Origin of the sequence: Streptomyces sp. 6-11-2, from assembly GCF_006540305.1 — a bacterium.
GTDB lineage: Bacteria > Actinomycetota > Actinomycetes > Streptomycetales > Streptomycetaceae > Streptomyces.
On sequence record NZ_BJOR01000001.1, the window covers coordinates 4,065,498 to 4,081,427 of the forward strand.

General features: G+C 69.2%; 12 protein-coding genes, 2 tRNA genes and 1 pseudogene. 10 read left to right on the forward strand and 5 right to left on the reverse strand.

The window, feature by feature from the left end; all coding sequences use genetic code 11:
• Positions 1–600: 600 nt before the first annotated feature.
• The 3 genes from TNCT6_RS17840 (at position 601) to TNCT6_RS17850 (ending at position 3,417) form a co-directional block, all read left to right on the forward strand.
• A complete protein-coding gene (locus TNCT6_RS17840) occupies positions 601–804 on the forward strand; it encodes a cold-shock protein (protein WP_141360305.1) in 204 nt (67 codons plus the stop codon).
• Positions 805–1,252: 448 nt separating this feature from the next.
• Complete coding sequence (locus TNCT6_RS17845; protein WP_141360306.1) at positions 1,253–1,600, forward strand: hypothetical protein; 348 nt, start codon at positions 1,253–1,255, stop codon at positions 1,598–1,600.
• 971 nt (positions 1,601–2,571) lie between these two features.
• Positions 2,572–3,417 carry a hypothetical protein gene (locus TNCT6_RS17850; RefSeq protein ID WP_141360307.1) on the forward strand — a complete coding sequence of 282 codons (846 nt, stop codon included), beginning with the start codon at positions 2,572–2,574 and terminating at the stop codon, positions 3,415–3,417.
• Between the two features lie 122 nt (positions 3,418–3,539).
• Here the strand turns inward: TNCT6_RS17850 and TNCT6_RS39945 are convergent.
• Positions 3,540–3,617 (reverse strand) — tRNA-Arg (locus TNCT6_RS39945).
• A gap of 285 nt (positions 3,618–3,902) precedes the next feature.
• Here TNCT6_RS39945 and TNCT6_RS17855 point away from each other — a divergent pair.
• From TNCT6_RS17855 to TNCT6_RS17870, 4 genes and pseudogenes are all read left to right on the forward strand, one after another.
• Positions 3,903–6,629, forward strand: a complete 2,727-nt coding sequence (locus TNCT6_RS17855; RefSeq protein ID WP_141360308.1) for a VCBS repeat-containing protein — start codon at positions 3,903–3,905, stop codon at positions 6,627–6,629.
• A gap of 158 nt (positions 6,630–6,787) precedes the next feature.
• Positions 6,788–6,952 (forward strand): annotated as a pseudogene (locus TNCT6_RS40930) (site-specific integrase); the annotation flags it as partial.
• A gap of 118 nt (positions 6,953–7,070) precedes the next feature.
• Positions 7,071–7,469: a pyridoxamine 5'-phosphate oxidase family protein gene (locus tag TNCT6_RS17865; RefSeq protein WP_253266146.1), complete on the forward strand. Its 399-nt coding sequence runs from the start codon at positions 7,071–7,073 to the stop codon at positions 7,467–7,469.
• Between the two features lie 344 nt (positions 7,470–7,813).
• Positions 7,814–8,113 (forward strand): hypothetical protein, encoded by a 300-nt coding sequence (locus TNCT6_RS17870; protein ID WP_141360309.1) that lies wholly within the window; start codon positions 7,814–7,816, stop codon positions 8,111–8,113.
• Between the two features lie 482 nt (positions 8,114–8,595).
• Here the strand turns inward: TNCT6_RS17870 and TNCT6_RS39950 are convergent, their stop codons facing one another.
• Positions 8,596–8,895 carry a hypothetical protein gene (locus TNCT6_RS39950; RefSeq protein ID WP_172632746.1) on the reverse strand — a complete coding sequence of 100 codons (300 nt, stop codon included), beginning with the start codon at positions 8,893–8,895 and terminating at the stop codon, positions 8,596–8,598.
• 16 nt (positions 8,896–8,911) lie between these two features.
• Between TNCT6_RS39950 and TNCT6_RS17880 the strand changes: the two genes are divergently transcribed.
• Complete coding sequence (locus TNCT6_RS17880) at positions 8,912–9,739, forward strand: tyrosine-type recombinase/integrase (protein ID WP_373996181.1); 828 nt, start codon at positions 8,912–8,914, stop codon at positions 9,737–9,739.
• Positions 9,740–9,820: 81 nt separating this feature from the next.
• On the opposite strand, the gene TNCT6_RS17885 is transcribed toward TNCT6_RS17880, so the two are convergent.
• From TNCT6_RS17885 to TNCT6_RS17895, 3 genes are all read right to left on the reverse strand, one after another.
• Positions 9,821–9,893: transfer RNA gene (locus TNCT6_RS17885), tRNA-Arg, on the reverse strand.
• Positions 9,894–9,948: 55 nt separating this feature from the next.
• Entirely contained in the window at positions 9,949–11,448 is a 1,500-nt protein-coding gene (locus TNCT6_RS17890) for an IclR family transcriptional regulator C-terminal domain-containing protein (protein WP_253266416.1), read from the reverse strand.
• Between the two features lie 337 nt (positions 11,449–11,785).
• Positions 11,786–13,075 (reverse strand): M6 family metalloprotease domain-containing protein, encoded by a 1,290-nt coding sequence (locus TNCT6_RS17895; RefSeq protein WP_141360312.1) that lies wholly within the window; start codon positions 13,073–13,075, stop codon positions 11,786–11,788.
• A gap of 376 nt (positions 13,076–13,451) precedes the next feature.
• On the opposite strand from TNCT6_RS17895, the gene TNCT6_RS17900 reads away from it, so the two are divergent.
• Both TNCT6_RS17900 and TNCT6_RS17905 read left to right on the forward strand, forming a co-directional pair.
• Complete coding sequence (locus TNCT6_RS17900) at positions 13,452–14,105, forward strand: TetR/AcrR family transcriptional regulator (protein ID WP_141360313.1); 654 nt, start codon at positions 13,452–13,454, stop codon at positions 14,103–14,105.
• A 245-nt stretch (positions 14,106–14,350) separates the two neighbouring features.
• Positions 14,351–15,898: an MFS transporter gene (locus tag TNCT6_RS17905; RefSeq protein WP_141360314.1), complete on the forward strand. Its 1,548-nt coding sequence runs from the start codon at positions 14,351–14,353 to the stop codon at positions 15,896–15,898.
• The last annotated feature ends 32 nt before the right edge of the window (positions 15,899–15,930 follow it).

Sequence of the window (15,930 nt, forward strand, 5' to 3'; positions counted from 1 at the left end):
GGGTGCGTTTCTTCTTACACAGGGCGTCCTGGGTGACCTCTACTCAGATCGGAACTCCACCCCACGTGATGGTGCCGGGGCCTAGGAGTGTCCGCGCGCCCTGGTCGGCAGGGACGTAGCGTCAGCGCATGGACTTCCGTATCACCGCTGAGGAGGAAGTGCTCGTCTTCCGGCTCGCGGAGCTCCTGGACGGCGGCACGCAACCGCTGGAGACGCAGCTCGTCCAGGAGCTGGGCCCGGACATTCGGCAGCAGCTCGAAGGGCTCAAGGCGAAGGGCTGGATCCTCGTCCGCGAGGCTGCAGACGGAAATGATGGTCGTCGATCTCACCAGGCCGGCGTGGAAGGCCGTCCGCAGTCGCCGCGACGTCGGCCGGTAACGGCCGTCGTGACGCTAGAGATTCGCCTACGCGATCCCATAAGGCCTGTGATCTTCGGCCTCGCCCGGTGTAGCGTCGCTACAAGTAGTCGTGGTTCCGAAGTCCGTTCGCCCGTGACACACGTCTCGGGCGTCCTTGCTGTTCAGCGCCTCTCCGGACCAAGGCGATCACCTCCGGATCCCGCACGGTGCGAGATTCCGAATTTCCTTGAGGGAGACAGGCATGGCCAGCGGCACCGTCAAGTGGTTCAACGCTGAAAAGGGCTTCGGTTTCATCGAGCAGGACGGCGGCGGCCCCGACGTCTTCGCCCACTACTCGAACATCGACGCCTCCGGCTTCCGCTCCCTGGAAGAGGGCCAGCGGGTCACGTTCGATGTCGGCCAGGGGCAGAAGGGCCCGCAGGCGGAGCACATCCGCCCCGAGTAACAACGCATAGGGAGGCCCCGGCCGGATGGTTACCGGCCGGGGTCTCCTGCTGCCCGGGTGAAAGAGGGACAAGCCAGTGCGCACCCCTGGCAGTGATCCGCCGCCCCGAACCCGCGAAGTCACAAGGGCACATCGACCTGCTCCCCACGGGAGCACGTCCGCAGGCAGAGAGGGCTGGTGGGCTGGTGGGCTGGTCAGCCCGCCATCGACGGCTTCTGACAGCCAGCCGCGGTTGCGGTGGTTGCTGTACTCCGCTGCTGTACGGCAACGGCTCCGGAGTGAATGCGTAGATCACCCCTCGCAGCCCTCTGACCTGCGGCGGAGTTCGTCAGAGGGCGCCAGCTGCACAGAGTGTGTCGGAGGTGTGTCGGACGCCCCGCGAAGGGTCACGTCCTGGCCATGAATAGGCCGGGGCCGTACAGTTGCCCGGTTGACGAGTGGGGGGCGGATGAAGTTCTGGGGTAGCAAGAAGAAGCTGCCAACACCGACCGAGGATGCTGCCGTGGCGGCTCGACTCGTTGAGGGTTGGTTCCGCAGCATGGATCCCAGTGCGGCGGCGGATCTCACCCGTCGATGGGAACAGTCAGGGCGACTCGATCCCGACGAGGCTCGGCGTTTCGCGGCCTGGCACCGGGAGCGCGTCCGCCTCTACATGCTCAACGCGACAACCAGCGACGGGCCATCGACGCAGCGCGGGTCACCTGAGGATTTCGAAAGGTTTCGAACCGAGGCGTTGTCGGTGGCTGAGGACCTCGGTGCATTGGGCCGATGGTTGAAGGCTGAGGGATACGAGTGAAGGAGTAGTTCCTCAGCAGGAACCCCAGCGGTTCCCGCTGGCATCCCGTCTGCTGTCGTCCCAATCACAGTACGGCAGCTGAAGAGTGCGAGGTCGGCGGAGTCTCAATGGGCGTGGCAAGCGCCGGCAACTGCGGTCAGTAGAGGGTGCACTGATCAGCGGTTCGCTGACCAGCGGGACTGAAGAAGTCCACGGCCTCTGACCAGCTCAGAGGCCGTGGGCTTCTGGCGTTGTCGGTCGGCGCCGGGCGGCCTCGCACGACCCGGCTGCGGGCGTGGTCTTTGGGCACTTCATGCGAAGTGCCCCCGACGCCGACCGCTAGTGACCGTGGTTGGCCGCTCCATGCGCACGGTTGTGGCACGCACCGAGCGACCAGGCGCTTAGACGATGCGGGCACGCCGTGGTGAGCCGGTCCGATCCTCCTATGCCGGCACCGTGCCGGGCCGCCGAGCGCCGCTGCCGTCTGCCGTCGTTGCCGTCAGCACTGCCGTCACTGCCGTCGGCGGCGGGCCGTGTGACCACCGCATTAGGAGTTCCTTCCGGCTGCCCGAGTGCCGGGCACGCGCCCGATCTCCGCGATCGGCGTGGGCCCGGGCCGCGACGAGACGATCGAGATCAACTCGTTCCTCTGACGGGTCTCCCCTTCGGGAGAGGTGACGGGACGGCCGGCCCATGCGGTGAACGGCCGTCCCGTTTCATGCGCCCGCACGATACTCTGCGGCCTACGGGTTCTGCGGATGGCGCGACGGAGAATCACTGGGGGAGGCTCGATGGCGTCGGCCAAAATGTCCTGGGGCAGGTGTCTGGCTTTCGGGCTGATCAGCGGCACATGCGCTTTTGGGCTGCTATTCCTTGCTGCCGTTCTGTTGCCGGTCGGCACCGGTGGGCTCACTGTCTTGATGTATGTGAGCCTTGTGGCGACGTCCATGTTTGCCGCACGCCGGTTCGCACCCCGCCCCGAGCCTCGGACCGTGGAGAGGCCGCTTTTCGGGCCGGAGTCGGAACTCGCCCTGGCCATGGCGAAGGCGGCCTCGGTCAGCGCGGTTGAGGCCACGCGGGCGGCCGAACAGGCCGTCACATCCTACGGCGAGCTGCTGCAACTGCACCCCTACTCGCCCCGCCCCTCGGACGATCGGGACGACCTGGCCGACTACCAGACGGCCCTGGAAGCGTACGAGGAGGCCAAGCAGAGTCCCGCGGCTAAGGTGCCGGAGATTTTGGAGCGCGGTCGCGAGGCCCTGGAGCGGCTCGATGTCGCCGCTCGCGCCGCCGGATCCGACACCCAGTGGATCCACGGCTCCGGCAGGACCCGGGCGCGCGTGCCCAACCCCGTGACGGACGGTCCCGCGCTGCTGATCTTCGAGACCGATCAGGGAGACGGCGACTACGTCGTGTCGGGTAAACGGCGCGGCCGCTCGCGCGAGTTCCTGCGGGGCACGTGTGGAGGCTGGGGCACACGTGCTCAGGTCCTGGTGCCGCCGCAGCGAGACGCGATGATGCCGTTGGAGGTGTCGGCCCCCGGTCCGTGGCGGATCGAGCTGCGTCCGGCCGACGAGGCACGGCAGCTGTGCTGGAACGCTCCGCTGAAGGGCCGGGGCCCCGAGAGCGTGGCCAAGGTCGATGGTTCCGGTGTCGTGGAGTTCGAGCACCATGGCGAGGGCGCGTTCAAGGTCTACGAGGTCACCCAGCTGTTCCACAAGGGTCCGCTGCTGGCCGAAGGACAGGGCGAAGCCCGGCTGACCATCGCGGTGCCGCACAACTGTCTGCTGCGGATCGACGCCGACGGCCGCTGGACTCTCCGCGACCCCCAGGCCTGACTTCCCACGCCTCGAGCCTCTGCCGACTCGAGCGTCGGTGTTCCGGCAAGACGGGCTCCGGCCGGTGGTCTGTAGGTGGATGTCAAAGGCCCCGGACCATGATCGGTCCGGGGCCTTTTCGCTGGTGCCCCCGGCAGGATTCGAACCTGCGACACCCGCTTTAGGAGAGAGGTAGGGGAGCCTTGTCTCTGAGCTGCGGCCTTCTTGTCTGAGCCAGCCGCCATGGATACGCCCGCCAGGCACCCGTGTTGACCGCGGCTGACCCCTGCATCTGGCACGGCTGTGGCACTGCGCCCGCCCGCACAGGACAATCCCACGGGCGTGCGTTTCCGGACACCACACGCTGGTACGCTCCGTCAATAAAAGGCATGTACAGGTCATTCGGGGCTGTCGGGAGCACAGCCGGGACCGAGTGAGGGGCTGGGGGGTCCATGAAGGGTCGCAAGGTCGTAGCACGTCGTCGGCTCGGCCGAGGGGGTGCGGCCATGGCCGTCGTCCTTGCCGCAAGCGCTCTGGCTGCTGCGCCGGCGGAGACGGCGCTGGCTGTCGGCGGGGACGAGATCGTCTTGCCCGCTGCGCACCGGACCCTCCCGCGCAACCCGGTGTTCGCCGGCTTCGGCAACACCGGTGTGCTGTCGAGCCCGGAGGGCACGGTTGGTCTGCGCTGGACCGACTATGCGACGGGCCGGACCAGGAATGTGACCGAGTTCGCCGGGACCCAGCAACCCAACGGACTCGCCCAGTCGGACACCACGTACACCCTGTCGACCGACGCTGAGGGGCGACGCGTCGTCCGCTTCCGCGCGATCGGCTCCGGCGCGGACCGGGGCACGGTGACCGTCCCGACCGGCCTGACCCTTGCCCGTACGGCGGGTGAGGGCGTCGTCGTCGCCTACCGGGGCAGCGCCGCCACCGTGCGCGAATTGCACCTGCTGAAGGTGGCGGCCGAGGGCGGCACCAGCGACACGACGGTGACCGGCTGGCCCATCGACGCGAAGCTCCTCGAGGTCAGCGAGCGTGACGACCGCTCGCTGCTCATGCGCTACCGCGTGCCCACGGAGGATCCCGCGGTCCTCCTCGATCAACTCGTTCTCGTCGATGTCCGCGACGGATCCTGGACCAAGGTGTTCGCCCCCTACAGGGTGGGGTCGGGCCGGCTGCCCTTCCTGAGCAAGGACTACGTCGGCTGGTGGTACCCGGGGAGCGGCGCGCGGCTGCTGCGCCGCGACGCGCTCGACGGGCCGGTGACCGTGGTTCCGGGCAGCGGCACCGAGGGAAAGTCCGAGTTCACGGTCATCGGTGACAACGTCCTGGTGACCACGTACAGCGACCAGACCCGCGCCGTGCTCACCAGGCCCCTGACCGACGCCGGCGAGTGGCGCACGCTGCTCCCGCAGACGAACGGCTGGATCGAACACTCGGCGGACGGGTCGGCCATCGTGGCCGGCGGATCCAGCCCGGCGGACTGGGGCGTGCACCGGCTCACCGAGGCACCGGACGGGCGGATCGTCGCCGACAAGCTGATGGACCTGCCACCGGTGCCCGCGCCCGTCGACGGACTGTCGCTGACCAACGGCACCCTGGCCTGGACCGACCAGACCTCCACCCCGGCCCACGACGTCATGTTCAACACTCGCACGGTGTCCGCCGGCGCGGCTCCCCAAGTGGGTTCCGTCCGGCAAGCCGACGGATGGGTGAAGCCCTGTCAGGTCGACTACGCCTGCATCCGCCTGGTCGGGGCCGGGGACGGATCCGTCGTCTACTCGGACTTCGATTCCACCCAGTGGGTCCACCGCCGTACGCCCACGGGCGAGGTCCGGACACTGACGGTGCCCGGTTTCTACGGTGAGGTGGAGGCCGCGGCGGGGCGGTACACGCTGCTGTCCGGCGGCGCGAACAGGAAGCAGTTCGTCGTCGACTGGACGCAGTCCAAGGTCGTGTCGACGCGCACGGCGGATGCCGCCGCCCTGTGGGACGGGCAGCTGTGGACCACGACGTCCACCTCGGGACGCCTGTCGATGAGCCGCCTCGGATCGACCGTTCCCGCGGTCGACGTCAACGTCGGATCGGCCTGCGTACCCAGCGAGTTGCAGGTCAACGGCCGCTTCGTGTACTGGGCGTGCGACGCTCAGGGGAAGGCCGGAGTGTTCGACCGCTCACGCGGACGTTCCGTGGCCGTGCCGAAGGGCGACGCGCTGTTGGCTGACGGGTTCCTGGTCCGCCACGACAACGCCCGCGGCAAGCTGGTGCGCACCGACGTCCGCTCCGGGAAGGCGGTCAGCGCCGACGTGGCCGATCTGCCCGCCGCGCCAAAGCTCTGGCCCGAGGGTACGACCTCGGACCGCCGGATCCGCTGGACCCTCGACCCGTACGGGAACCGGGTGGCTTTCGTGGACGCCGACGAGCGCATCCACGTCCTCGCCGCCGGTTCCCTCGCGGCGCCGGTACTGCGTGACCACGCGGGCCGGGATGGCATCGGTGACCTGCTCACCCTCAACTCCTCCGGAGCGCTGACGTTCCATCAGGGCACGGGCAGGGGCACGTTCTCCGGAAAGATCAGCGGCAGCGGCTGGGCGGCCGGCTCCCGTGCGGTACCCATCGGTGATCTGAGCGGGGACCGTTGCAACGACGTCCTGGTCCGGCTGAGCAACGGCACCCTGCGGTTGTACAAGCCGGGCTGCGGGACGGCGCCGAAGCCTACGACGTCGTACACGACACTGGGCACCGGCTGGAACCAGTACGACGTCCTCACCTCCCCCGGTGACATCACCAAGGACGGCCTCCCTGACCTGATCACCCGCAACGCCTCCACGGGCGCGTTGTACCTGCACAAGGGTGTGAGCGGCGGCAAGCTCGCCCCGCGCGTGAAACTGGCCGGCAACTGGACGATGTACAAGAAGATCGTCGGGGCCGGGGATCTGAACGGTGACGGGATCGGTGATCTCCTCGCACAGGACAAGTCGAACAACCTGTACCGGTACTTCGGGAAGGGCAACGGAACCTTCACCGCGCGCGTGAAGATCGCCACCGGCTGGGGAGCCTCGTACAACGCCGTCGTCGGGGTCGGGGACATCACCGGAGACGGGAAGGCCGACCTGATCGCGCGGGACACCAGCGGGAACCTCTTCCTGCAGGCCGGTCGAGGCAACGGGTCCTTCGCCGCGCGTGTGAAGATCGCCAGCGGCTGGAAGGGCTACAAGGGCGTGTTCTGAACCGGTCCGTGGGACCGGCCCCCGGGGCGGCTACGGGGACGCGGTGCCTTCCGGCATCAGCAGCGGAGGCGTGTGCCCCCCGAGGGCCACGGGCGGGCCCCCCGCCCTTGCCGGCGGCCGCCCTTGGTGGCGTGGTGTTCGAAGACGCATGCGCTCCGGGCCATATGAAGTGGTTCCCGCTGGTCGAGATCACCTTGCCGTGGAAGGTGGCGGACGGGCCTCCGGTGACCAAGCGGCTGGTCTTCACCGGACCGCATGGCGGGCACGTCTGGCGTACGTCGCTCAACGAGGAGGCGTGGAAACCGTCGCTTGCCGCGGCCGGCGGTGGATCGGTCAGGGAGGGGCATACAGGCTGCGACATATGTGCCGGGAGCCGGCGGCGGACGCTGCTGGGGTTGCTGGGGTTGCTGTGCTTCGCTGCTGTACGGCAGCCTTCATGCCGTGGACGTGAACGAGTTCTTATCCAGGCCCCTGGTGGCAAAGGTAGCCACCAATGGTCCCGAGGTCAGGCCAGTGTGGTTCCTCTGGGAGGAGGGGGCGTTCTGGTGGCTGACCGGCTCCTACTCGCGTATGGAGCTGATTCTCGCCAAGGACCCGCGGGTGGCGATCGTGGTCGATACCTGTGACCTTTCCGCGAGTGAAGTGCTTTCGGTGACGTGCCAAGGCGTGGCAGATGTTGTGCCGCTCGATCGGACCAGAGCGGTGCGGAAGCTGACCCGATACCTCGGCCCTGAGAACCTGTGGCCAGTGCGTTTCTCCGCGCCTCTGGACGACCCCAAGACCAAGATGATTCGGTTCGTGCCCGATCGTCCGCCCCGACTACGAGACCGATCTTGGTGAGGTGCCGGCCTGCTTCTGCACGTCAAAGGCCCCACGGTCGCTCAGGGCCGTTGGTATTCGGGGCTGGTTGCGGTGGTTGCTGTACTTCCGTGCTGCACAGCAACCGTGCTGACCACCGCTTTAGGAGTTCGATCACCCTGTGGCGCGACGTACTGGAATGGGACTCGGCGGTCGCTCGTCGATCCGGCTGCGGCCGCCTCGGTGCGCCATCGTTCGCCGCCGTTGATGTCAGCTGGTGATGTCAGCCGACGGCTTACGCGCTCACAGGCAACTGCCCGCACCCGGCTGCGGCTTCGTGCGAAGATCAGGCCCGCGTGATGGGACACGCGAATGGAGGGTGGGGCATGGACTGGTTCCTTGTTGGCGCGGCTGCGGTGGGCTTTGGCCTATTGGCTTTCAGCGGCTTCCTGGCTTTGGCCACCGGGTGGTTGCTGCCGTGGCTGCGAGGACGCGTAGTTAGGCCGGACCTGTGGGGGTATGGGGCAGTGTCGCTGGCCTTGAGCCTGGCGATGGCCATGTCCTTCAAGGTGGTGACAGGACATTCCACGATCGTGCTGGATGCGCTTTTCGTCGTCACCATCGCGTCGGCCATCCTGGGTGGCCTGCTTCAGAGGCGCTCGATGCGTCTCCCCGCAGACCAGTAACCGCCCAGCCTTTCGGCTGTTCTACTTCGTCTACGGACGACTTCTGATCTTCCTCAACTCTGCTTCACTGATGGGCACCTGCGCCGGTACCCGAAGCGCCGACTCCGAGCAGGGGGAGAGCGGTCGGCAACTGTCATCGTTGAGCACCCCCGTACGGCCCAGAGATGGCCCGAGCGGGGGTGTCGCGGTGTGCCCCTCGATGCGAACTATGGGCAGTGTGGTCGCGGAGGTCTGGACGGCATGTCAGACGGTCGCTCAGGGCCGTTGGTATTCGGGGCTGGTTGCGGTGGTTGCTGTAATTCGTGCTGTACAACAACCATGCTGACCACCGCTTTAGGAGTTCATTCTTGGATACATGCGCGCTGCCGCGTTGCTACTCCAAGGGCTCAAAGCAGTCCTCCTGCTACCGCCAAGGTCCCCATGGGTACGGCTCTGTTGCCGTCATCTTCTGCCGTCAGGATCCTGCTAGCTCTTCTTACTTGTCAGCCGTGGGCGCGGGCCGTCAGCCAACGTTCCGCGACGGTCGCGGTCATCGTGTAAAAGAACTCCGACTTAAGCCCCGGTTCGTTTGTGAGCGCCTCCACCCAAGTCATCGGCCAGTTGCGGCGCTTGTAGTGCCGGTGCATGGTGCGTGTAAAGGCCGCGAGGTTGCCCTGAAGGTTCTTCTTCTCCATGCCCAGCTGGGTGGCCAGTGAGGTGTAACTCACCCGTGTGTCAGGCTGCTGAGCCAGGATGTCGAGTGCGCGGGCGACCGTCTGTACAGAGCCCAGCGGCTCGCCCACCTTCGGAGCCGGGAGCGTGGCTGACGTCACGACGGCACGGGTTCGCGGCTGGCGCGGGAAGCTCCTGGCGGCAGGCATCGGTGATCCGACGGTGGTCAAGGCGTACCAACTCCTGCGGGCTCTGATGAACACTGCCGTGGACGACGAGCTGATCCGGCGCAACCCCTGCCGGATCATGGGCGCAGACCGCTACGACGTGCCTGAGCGGCCGGTTCTCACGGTGCCTGAGGTCTTCGCCATCGCCGACGCGATCGGGCCGCGCTTCCGGCTGCTCGTGCTCCTGGCGGCCTTCGCCACCCTGCGCTTCGGTGAGCTGGCGGCCTCCGACGCAGGGACATCGACCTGGAGGCGGCTCACTGTCACGGTCCGCCGCGCGCAGGCGGAAATGCAGACCGGCCGGCTCTTCGACAAGGCGCCGAAGTCAGCGGCCGGGGTACGGGCCGTCTCCTTCCCGGCCGAGCTGCTCGACGAGGTGACGCGCCACCTGGAGCAGTTCGCCGCTCCCGGCCGTGACGGTCACGTCTTCGTCGGGCCCCAGGGCGGGCAGTTGCGGCGGAGCAACTTCCGGGACGACTGGGTCAAGGCCCGGAAGGCTGCGGGCGTCACGGCCGAGCTGCACTTCCACGATCTTCGGCACACGGGCAACACGCTGGCCTCCACGGCCGGGGCCAGCACGCGGGAGCTGATGACGAGGATGGGCCACAGCAGCTCGCGCGCCGCACTGATCTATCAGCACATGACCAGCGACCGGGACCGGGCCATCGCCGATCGGCTCGGTGCCATGATCCGGGGCGGTGGGGGAGCGGTCTCCGACCCCTCTGAGAAGGACCCTGCGGGCCCGTAGTGGCACGCCTGTGGCACGACCCCTGAAACGCCGAAGGGCCAGCCTGGGAGGTAACCCCTCCTGAGCTGGCCCTTTTCTCTGTGCCCCCGGCAGGATTCGAACCTGCGACACCCGCTTTAGGAGAGCGGTGCTCTATCCCCTGAGCTACGAAGGCGGATCGTGGCGTGTGGGCCACAGGCGTCAGCGTACCGGATTAGGGCGGTGGGGAGTCAGGTCAGGGCGACACGGGTGAAGCGGGAGGCCGTGTGGAGGTCTTCCTCCAGGTGGTGGGCGGTTCGGAGCAGGGCGGGGAGGAGGTTCTCGACGCATTCCTCGCGGGTGTGGCGGGCCGCGTGCAGGGCGATGTTCGTCGCGGCGACCGCTCTGCCCGCGCGGTCGCGGACGGGGACGGCGATCGAGCGCACGCCCTGCTCCAGTTCCTCGTCGACCAGGGCGTAGCCGTGGCCTGTCAGGAGGGCTTGGCCCAGGGACGTCGCGCGGGCCGGGAGGCGGGCGCCGACCGTGATGTCGACGCTCATGATGCGGCTCGTGGTGGCACGCGCCGTGTACTGGATCTCCTCGCCGGACGGCGTCAGCACGGCGAGTGACGTCGTCTCGTGTACGTGGGCCGCCAGGTCCTCCAGGTGCGGCTGGGCGATCCCGGACAGGGAGGCGCGGGAGAGGGGCGGGAAGCCCAGGGACAGGACCCGGGGGGTGAGGGTGAACGTCCGGGTGTCCCGGGACTGGCTCACCAGGCCCAGGTGCTCGTAGGTGATCAGCGCCCTGCGTGCCGTCGCCCTGGCCAGGCCCGTGGCCTTGGCCACCTCCGTCAGGGTCAGGGCGGTCCGGCCCTCGTCGAAGGCCGTCAGGACCGTCAGTCCGCGGGCCAGGGATTCGATGAAGTCGCGGCCCAGCTCCTGTTTCGAGGTGGCCGTCCAGGTCGCCAGGCCCGACGGCGGCGGGGCGGGCGCCGGGGGTGGGGCCTCGCGCAGGTCCCGTTCCATGGCCGCGACCGTCTCCCGCAGGCGGGGCAGCAGCGTCGTGCGCAGGTCATGGGCCGAGTGGCGGCTGGTGTGGCTCACCACGCTCGCCACGCACGCGATCCGGCCGTCGGCGGGGTTCCGTACCGGCGCGGAGACCGCGACCAGGCCCGGCTCGATCAGCTGGTCGTCCAACGACCAGTCCTCCCGGCCGGCTTGAGCGGATCGTTCCTCGAAGTCGTCCGGCCCCGGGGAACGTGGCGGTACCGCCGGGAAGTTCCGGTCCTCCGGGTCGGCCGAGCGGCGCTCGTGCCAGCGGCGCCAGTCCTCGTCCGTCCACTCCATGGCGAACAGCGCGCCCGGCGCGGTGCGTTCGGCCGGGAGCAGGTCGCCGATGCGGAAGCTCAGGGACATCGCGCGGCGGCGGGTGGCCTGGTGGATGAAGCGGATGCCGTCGCGGTCGCCGACCGCCAGGGACACCGACTCGTCCAGGTCGTCGGCGAGCGCGTCGGCGCGCGCGCCGAGCAGGGCCGGCAGGCGCAGGGCGGCCAGGTAGGCGTTGCCCAGTTCCATCAGTCGAGGGGTGAGGACGACGTCCCGGCCGTCGAGGCGGACGTATCCCATCCGGGAGAGCGTCGCCGTGATGCGGTCCACCGTCGAGCGGGCGAGGCCCGTCGCGCGCTCCAGGGCGCTGGGGCTCAGCGTGCCGCCGGCCAGCGTCAGCTGCCGCAGCACCGCTACGCCCCGCATCAGCGGGGTGACCGCCTCGGCGGGTGCCGCAGGTACGGCGGTGGCTGCGGCGGGTGCGGCGGTGGGCGCGGCGGGTGCGGCCGGGTGCGCGCTTGCCGTTGAGGCGGAGGGCCCGGTGCGGGCGTCGGCGGCCCCGTGGGCCTCCGGATCCGTCGTGGTGTTCGCGGGCATCGGTTCGGCTCTCCGGTACGGCGGCGGTCGCAGCAGGCCTACGGTAGTCCGTTCGCGAGTTCGTCCGCGTCACTCACCCGCCTCACCCCGTTTCCCCCATCTCACTTCGGCTCCTCCCATCTCGCCCACCGCCTCGGCGCCCGTGCGCTCCCGAAGGGTCCACGCGTCACTGCCGAGTGACCCGCACCCGGTAGTCCCCCGCGTGGTCGGCCGAGATCACGTCGACGCGGAGGTGTGCCTTGGGGTCCTTGAAGGACTCGCCCGGCGCGAAGGGCGCGTCGGAGAGTTCTGCCTCGACGTTGGGGCTGCGGGTGCAGCCGCCGGAGTTGGGGTGGGAGTCGCGGACCTTGATCGGGCCCTGGCCGGTGTCGACTTCGGCGTCGACCTTGTAGATCAGGATGCCCGGCCGGCACACCGCCTCGTCGTTGCCCGCGCGGGTGCGCAGTTCGAGGGCGTAGCCGGACCGTCCGTCGAGGGGGACGAAGACCAGTTTGTGGCCGCCCGCCCGGCCCAGCGGGGTGAGGGTGTACTCGGCGGCCCCCTTCTTGGACGCGCAGCTCACCTGGGAGGCGTCCAGCCAGCCCAGCTTCCACTTGTGCCAGCCGAGCAGGTCGTTGTTGGCGCCCCAGTCCTCGCTCATGATGTCCCAGTGGCCGACCGCTGCCCCGCCTTCCTGGGTGTAGAGGTCGGGCAGCCCGAAGACATGGCCGTTCTCGTGGGGCAGGACGCGGAAGCCGGTGTTCTCGTACGAGCCGGAGCCGTCGTCCTGGCGGGAGTAGATGAAGGAGACGTTGGCTATGGCGACGCCGTTGGCGACGGGCGCGTCCGAGTTGCCGGCGAAGGTCACCGAGAGGACCGTGTCCAGCGCGGAGGGGCCCGCGTTCGGGGTCATGAGGATGTTGATCAGGTCGTAGTCCCGGAAGTCCACCGTCGGTCCGGCGGCCTCGACTATGTCCTTGATCAGTTGGCGGTAGCCCGGGTCGAACGGGGCGCCGCGCTCCAGGCCGTAGTCCTTGAACGATTTCGGCATGCGCAGCCACCGGGTGATCGGGGTCTCCGCGCGGTAGTCGAGGCGGCCGTAGGACGCGGTGTGGAACCACTGCTGGGTCTGCGGGAAGAACTCGTGGAAGCGGTTGAGCGCATCGTCCTCGCCGGGCGCGTCGGAGAAGTCGATCATCAGGGTCAGGGCGTGGACGGTGCCGACGGAGCGGGCGTAGCCGCCGGTGGTGGGGACGCCCTCCGACATCTGGACGGAAGAGGCTCCACTGATCATGCAGGGGACCAGGGCGGGGGAGAGCGCAGCCGTTCCGGTACCGGTCGCCGTGCCGCCCTCCGTGAGGTGCCCGGTACCCGCAGAGGTGCCGACCGCGAGGATCAGCGCCGTGACGGAGCCCAGGGCGACCGCACGGCGCTTGGGTATCGGGCCTTTACGGCGGCGGTGCGGCTGCACCTGCATGCGTTCACCTTTCGCGCCGGGCAGCCACCGGTTCCCGGCTGCACCCTTGTGATCACCCTGTGTCGCTGGGGCGTTCGGCGCGCGCTGGAGCGGTCCGGTCGTGGGACGGACCGCCCGGTCGTGGGAATGCGCGCCTCCGGGTGGATGTGACTCAGGTCACGAAAAAACGCGCGGCGGTCGGGAAATAACCGGGGACCTCTTCCCCGTTTGGTCATGTGTCCGAGCGAAACGGGGACTCGCTCCCCGGATCGCCCCGCCACCCGACTCACTGACCGACCGCCCGCCGGGCCGACCGTCCGATTGGCGGGCCGGGCCGACCGATTGACCGCCCGACGGGCCGGCTGACCGGCCGACCGTCCGACTTGAGGAGTACGCCGTGAAGACCGCGACGACCGCGAACCCCGAGCTGCGCAAGGCGACCCGGCCTCGCGCCGACGCTCTGCGCAACCGGGAGCGGATCGTCACGGCCGCCCGCGAGATGTTCGTCGAACACGGCCCCGAGGTGCCGCTCGACGAGATCGCCCGTCGGGCCGGCGTCGGCAACGCCACGCTGTACCGCAACTTCCCCGACCGCGACGCCCTCGTACGCGAGGTCGTCTGCTCCGTCATGGACCGTACGGCGCGGGCGGCCGAGCGGGCGCTCGCCGAGACGGGCGACGCCTTCGACGCCCTGGAGCACTTCGTGCACGCCTCCGCCGACGAGCGGATCAGCGCTCTGTGCCCGATGATCTCCAGCACCTTCGAGCAGCACCACCCCGACATGGAGGCCGCCCGCACAAGGGTCGAGCACCTCGTCGAGGAGGTCATGGACCGCGCCAAGGAGGCCGGGCAACTGCGCCCCGACGTCGGCGTCGGCGATGTGATGGTCGCCGTGGCCCAGCTCTCCCGGCCGCCGGCCGGCGCCGGCTGCGGCAGCATCGACCGCTTCGTGCACCGTCATCTGCAACTGTTCCTGGACGGGCTGCGGGCCCCGGCCCGATCCGCCCTGCCAGGTGCGACCGCGACCCTGGAGGATCTCCGCCGGGCCTGACCAGCCGGGAGCGATCGGCCCGGAGCCGTACGCCGGCCGTCGGCGCGTTACGGCCGGCCGTCGCCCCGCCAACCGAACTCATCATCCGAAACCGAGCCCCGGGCCGGCCGTGACGGTCGGCTGCGATCTTCCGACACCACTTTTTCCGTCTTTCCTCGCCTCCTCCCGCCCTTTCTCGGCTTTTCCCGTTCTTTCTCGTCCTTTCTCGTCCCTTTCCGTCACGAAGCTCCGAAGTGGGTACCCCCATGTCTGAAACAGCCGCAAAGGCTCCCGGCGCCCCGGACGCGTCCGGCGACCCGGGCCGCTGGAAAGCGCTCGTCTTCATCGCGCTCGCCCAGCTGATGGTCGTGCTGGACGCGACCATCGTGAACATCGCCCTCCCCTCCGCCCAGCAGGACCTGGGCATCTCCGACGGCAACCGGCAGTGGGTCGTCACGGCCTACGCCCTCGCCTTCGGCGGACTGCTGCTCTTCGGCGGCCGGATCGCCGACCTGTGGGGCCGCAAGCGCGCCTTCGTGACCGGTCTGACCGGCTTCGCGGTGGCCTCCGCACTCGGCGGCGCGGCCACGACCGGCGCGATGATGTTCGGCGCCCGCGCACTGCAGGGTGTCTTCGGCGCACTGCTCGCGCCCGCCGCGCTCTCCCTGCTCGCGGTGACGTTCACCGACGCCAAGGAGCGCGCCAAGGCGTTCGGCATCTACGGGGCGATCGCCGGTGGCGGTGGCGCCGTCGGCCTGATCCTGGGCGGATTCCTCACCGAGTACCTGGACTGGCGCTGGACGTTCTTCGTGAACATCCCGTTCGCCGTCGTCGCCGCGGCCGGCGCCTACTTCGTCATCCGTGAGCCGGCCGGCGGGCGCAACCGCTCCCCGCTCGACGTCCCGGGCGTGGTGCTGTCCACCCTCGGCCTGGTCGCCCTGGTGTACGGCTTCACCCGCGCCGAGTCCGAGGGCTGGAGCGACACCCTGACCGTCTCGATGTTCGTCGCGTCCGCCGTTCTGCTGGTGACCTTCGCGCTGGTCGAGTCGCGGGTGAAGGCCCCGCTGCTGCCGCTGCGCGTGGTCACCGACCGCAACCGCGGCGGGATCTACCTGTCGCTGGGCCTCGCGGTCATCGGGATGTTCGGCCTGTTCCTCTTCCTCACGTACTACCTCCAGGTCGTGCGGGGGTACACGCCGGTGCGGACCGGCTTCGCCTTCCTCCCGATGGTCGCGGGCATGATCACCGGCTCCACCCAGATCGGCGCCCGCCTGATGACCCGCGTGGCACCGCGGCTGCTGATGGGCCCCGGCTTCCTGGTCGCCGCCACCGGCATGCTGCTGCTGACCCAGCTGGAGATCGACTCCTCCTACGCCGCCCTGCTGCTGCCCGCGATGCTGCTGCTCGGCCTCGGCATGGGTACGGCGTTCATGCCGGCGATGTCCCTGGCCACGCAGGGTGTCCAGCCGCGGGACGCGGGCGTCGCCTCCGCGATGGTCAACACCTCGCAGCAGGTGGGTGGCGCCATCGGTACGGCCCTGCTGAACACGATCGCGGCCTCGGCCACGACCTCGTACATCCAGGACCACATCGCGGGTGCCGCCACCAGGCCCCAGCAGCAGCTGGTGCAGCTGCAGGCCATGGTGAACGGCTACACCAGCGCCATCTGGTTCGCCGTCGGCATCCTGATCGTGGCCGCCGTGATCGCCCTGACCCTCGTCGACGCGGGGCGTCCGGGCGGTACCAAGGTGACCGGGTCCGGTTCCGGCGCGGGCGCCGAGGACGAGGTGGCGGTGCCGGTCATCGCCCACTGATCGCCCACTGAACCACCCACTGAGGCGCCCGC

Excerpts from the sequence above, each read along its gene's own strand:
- TNCT6_RS17840 (WP_141360305.1), top strand. The coding sequence starts at position 601 with ATGGCCAGCGGCACCGTCAAGTGGTTCAACGCTGAAAAGGGCTTCGGT.
- TNCT6_RS17845 (WP_141360306.1), top strand. The coding sequence starts at position 1,253 with ATGAAGTTCTGGGGTAGCAAGAAGAAGCTGCCAACACCGACCGAGGAT.
- TNCT6_RS17855 (WP_141360308.1), top strand. The coding sequence starts at position 3,903 with ATGGCCGTCGTCCTTGCCGCAAGCGCTCTGGCTGCTGCGCCGGCGGAG.
- TNCT6_RS17870 (WP_141360309.1), top strand. The coding sequence starts at position 7,814 with ATGGACTGGTTCCTTGTTGGCGCGGCTGCGGTGGGCTTTGGCCTATTG.
- TNCT6_RS17890 (WP_253266416.1), bottom strand. The coding sequence starts at position 11,448 with ATGCGGGGCGTAGCGGTGCTGCGGCAGCTGACGCTGGCCGGCGGCACG.
- TNCT6_RS17895 (WP_141360312.1), bottom strand. The coding sequence starts at position 13,075 with ATGCAGGTGCAGCCGCACCGCCGCCGTAAAGGCCCGATACCCAAGCGC.
- TNCT6_RS17905 (WP_141360314.1), top strand. The coding sequence starts at position 14,351 with ATGTCTGAAACAGCCGCAAAGGCTCCCGGCGCCCCGGACGCGTCCGGC.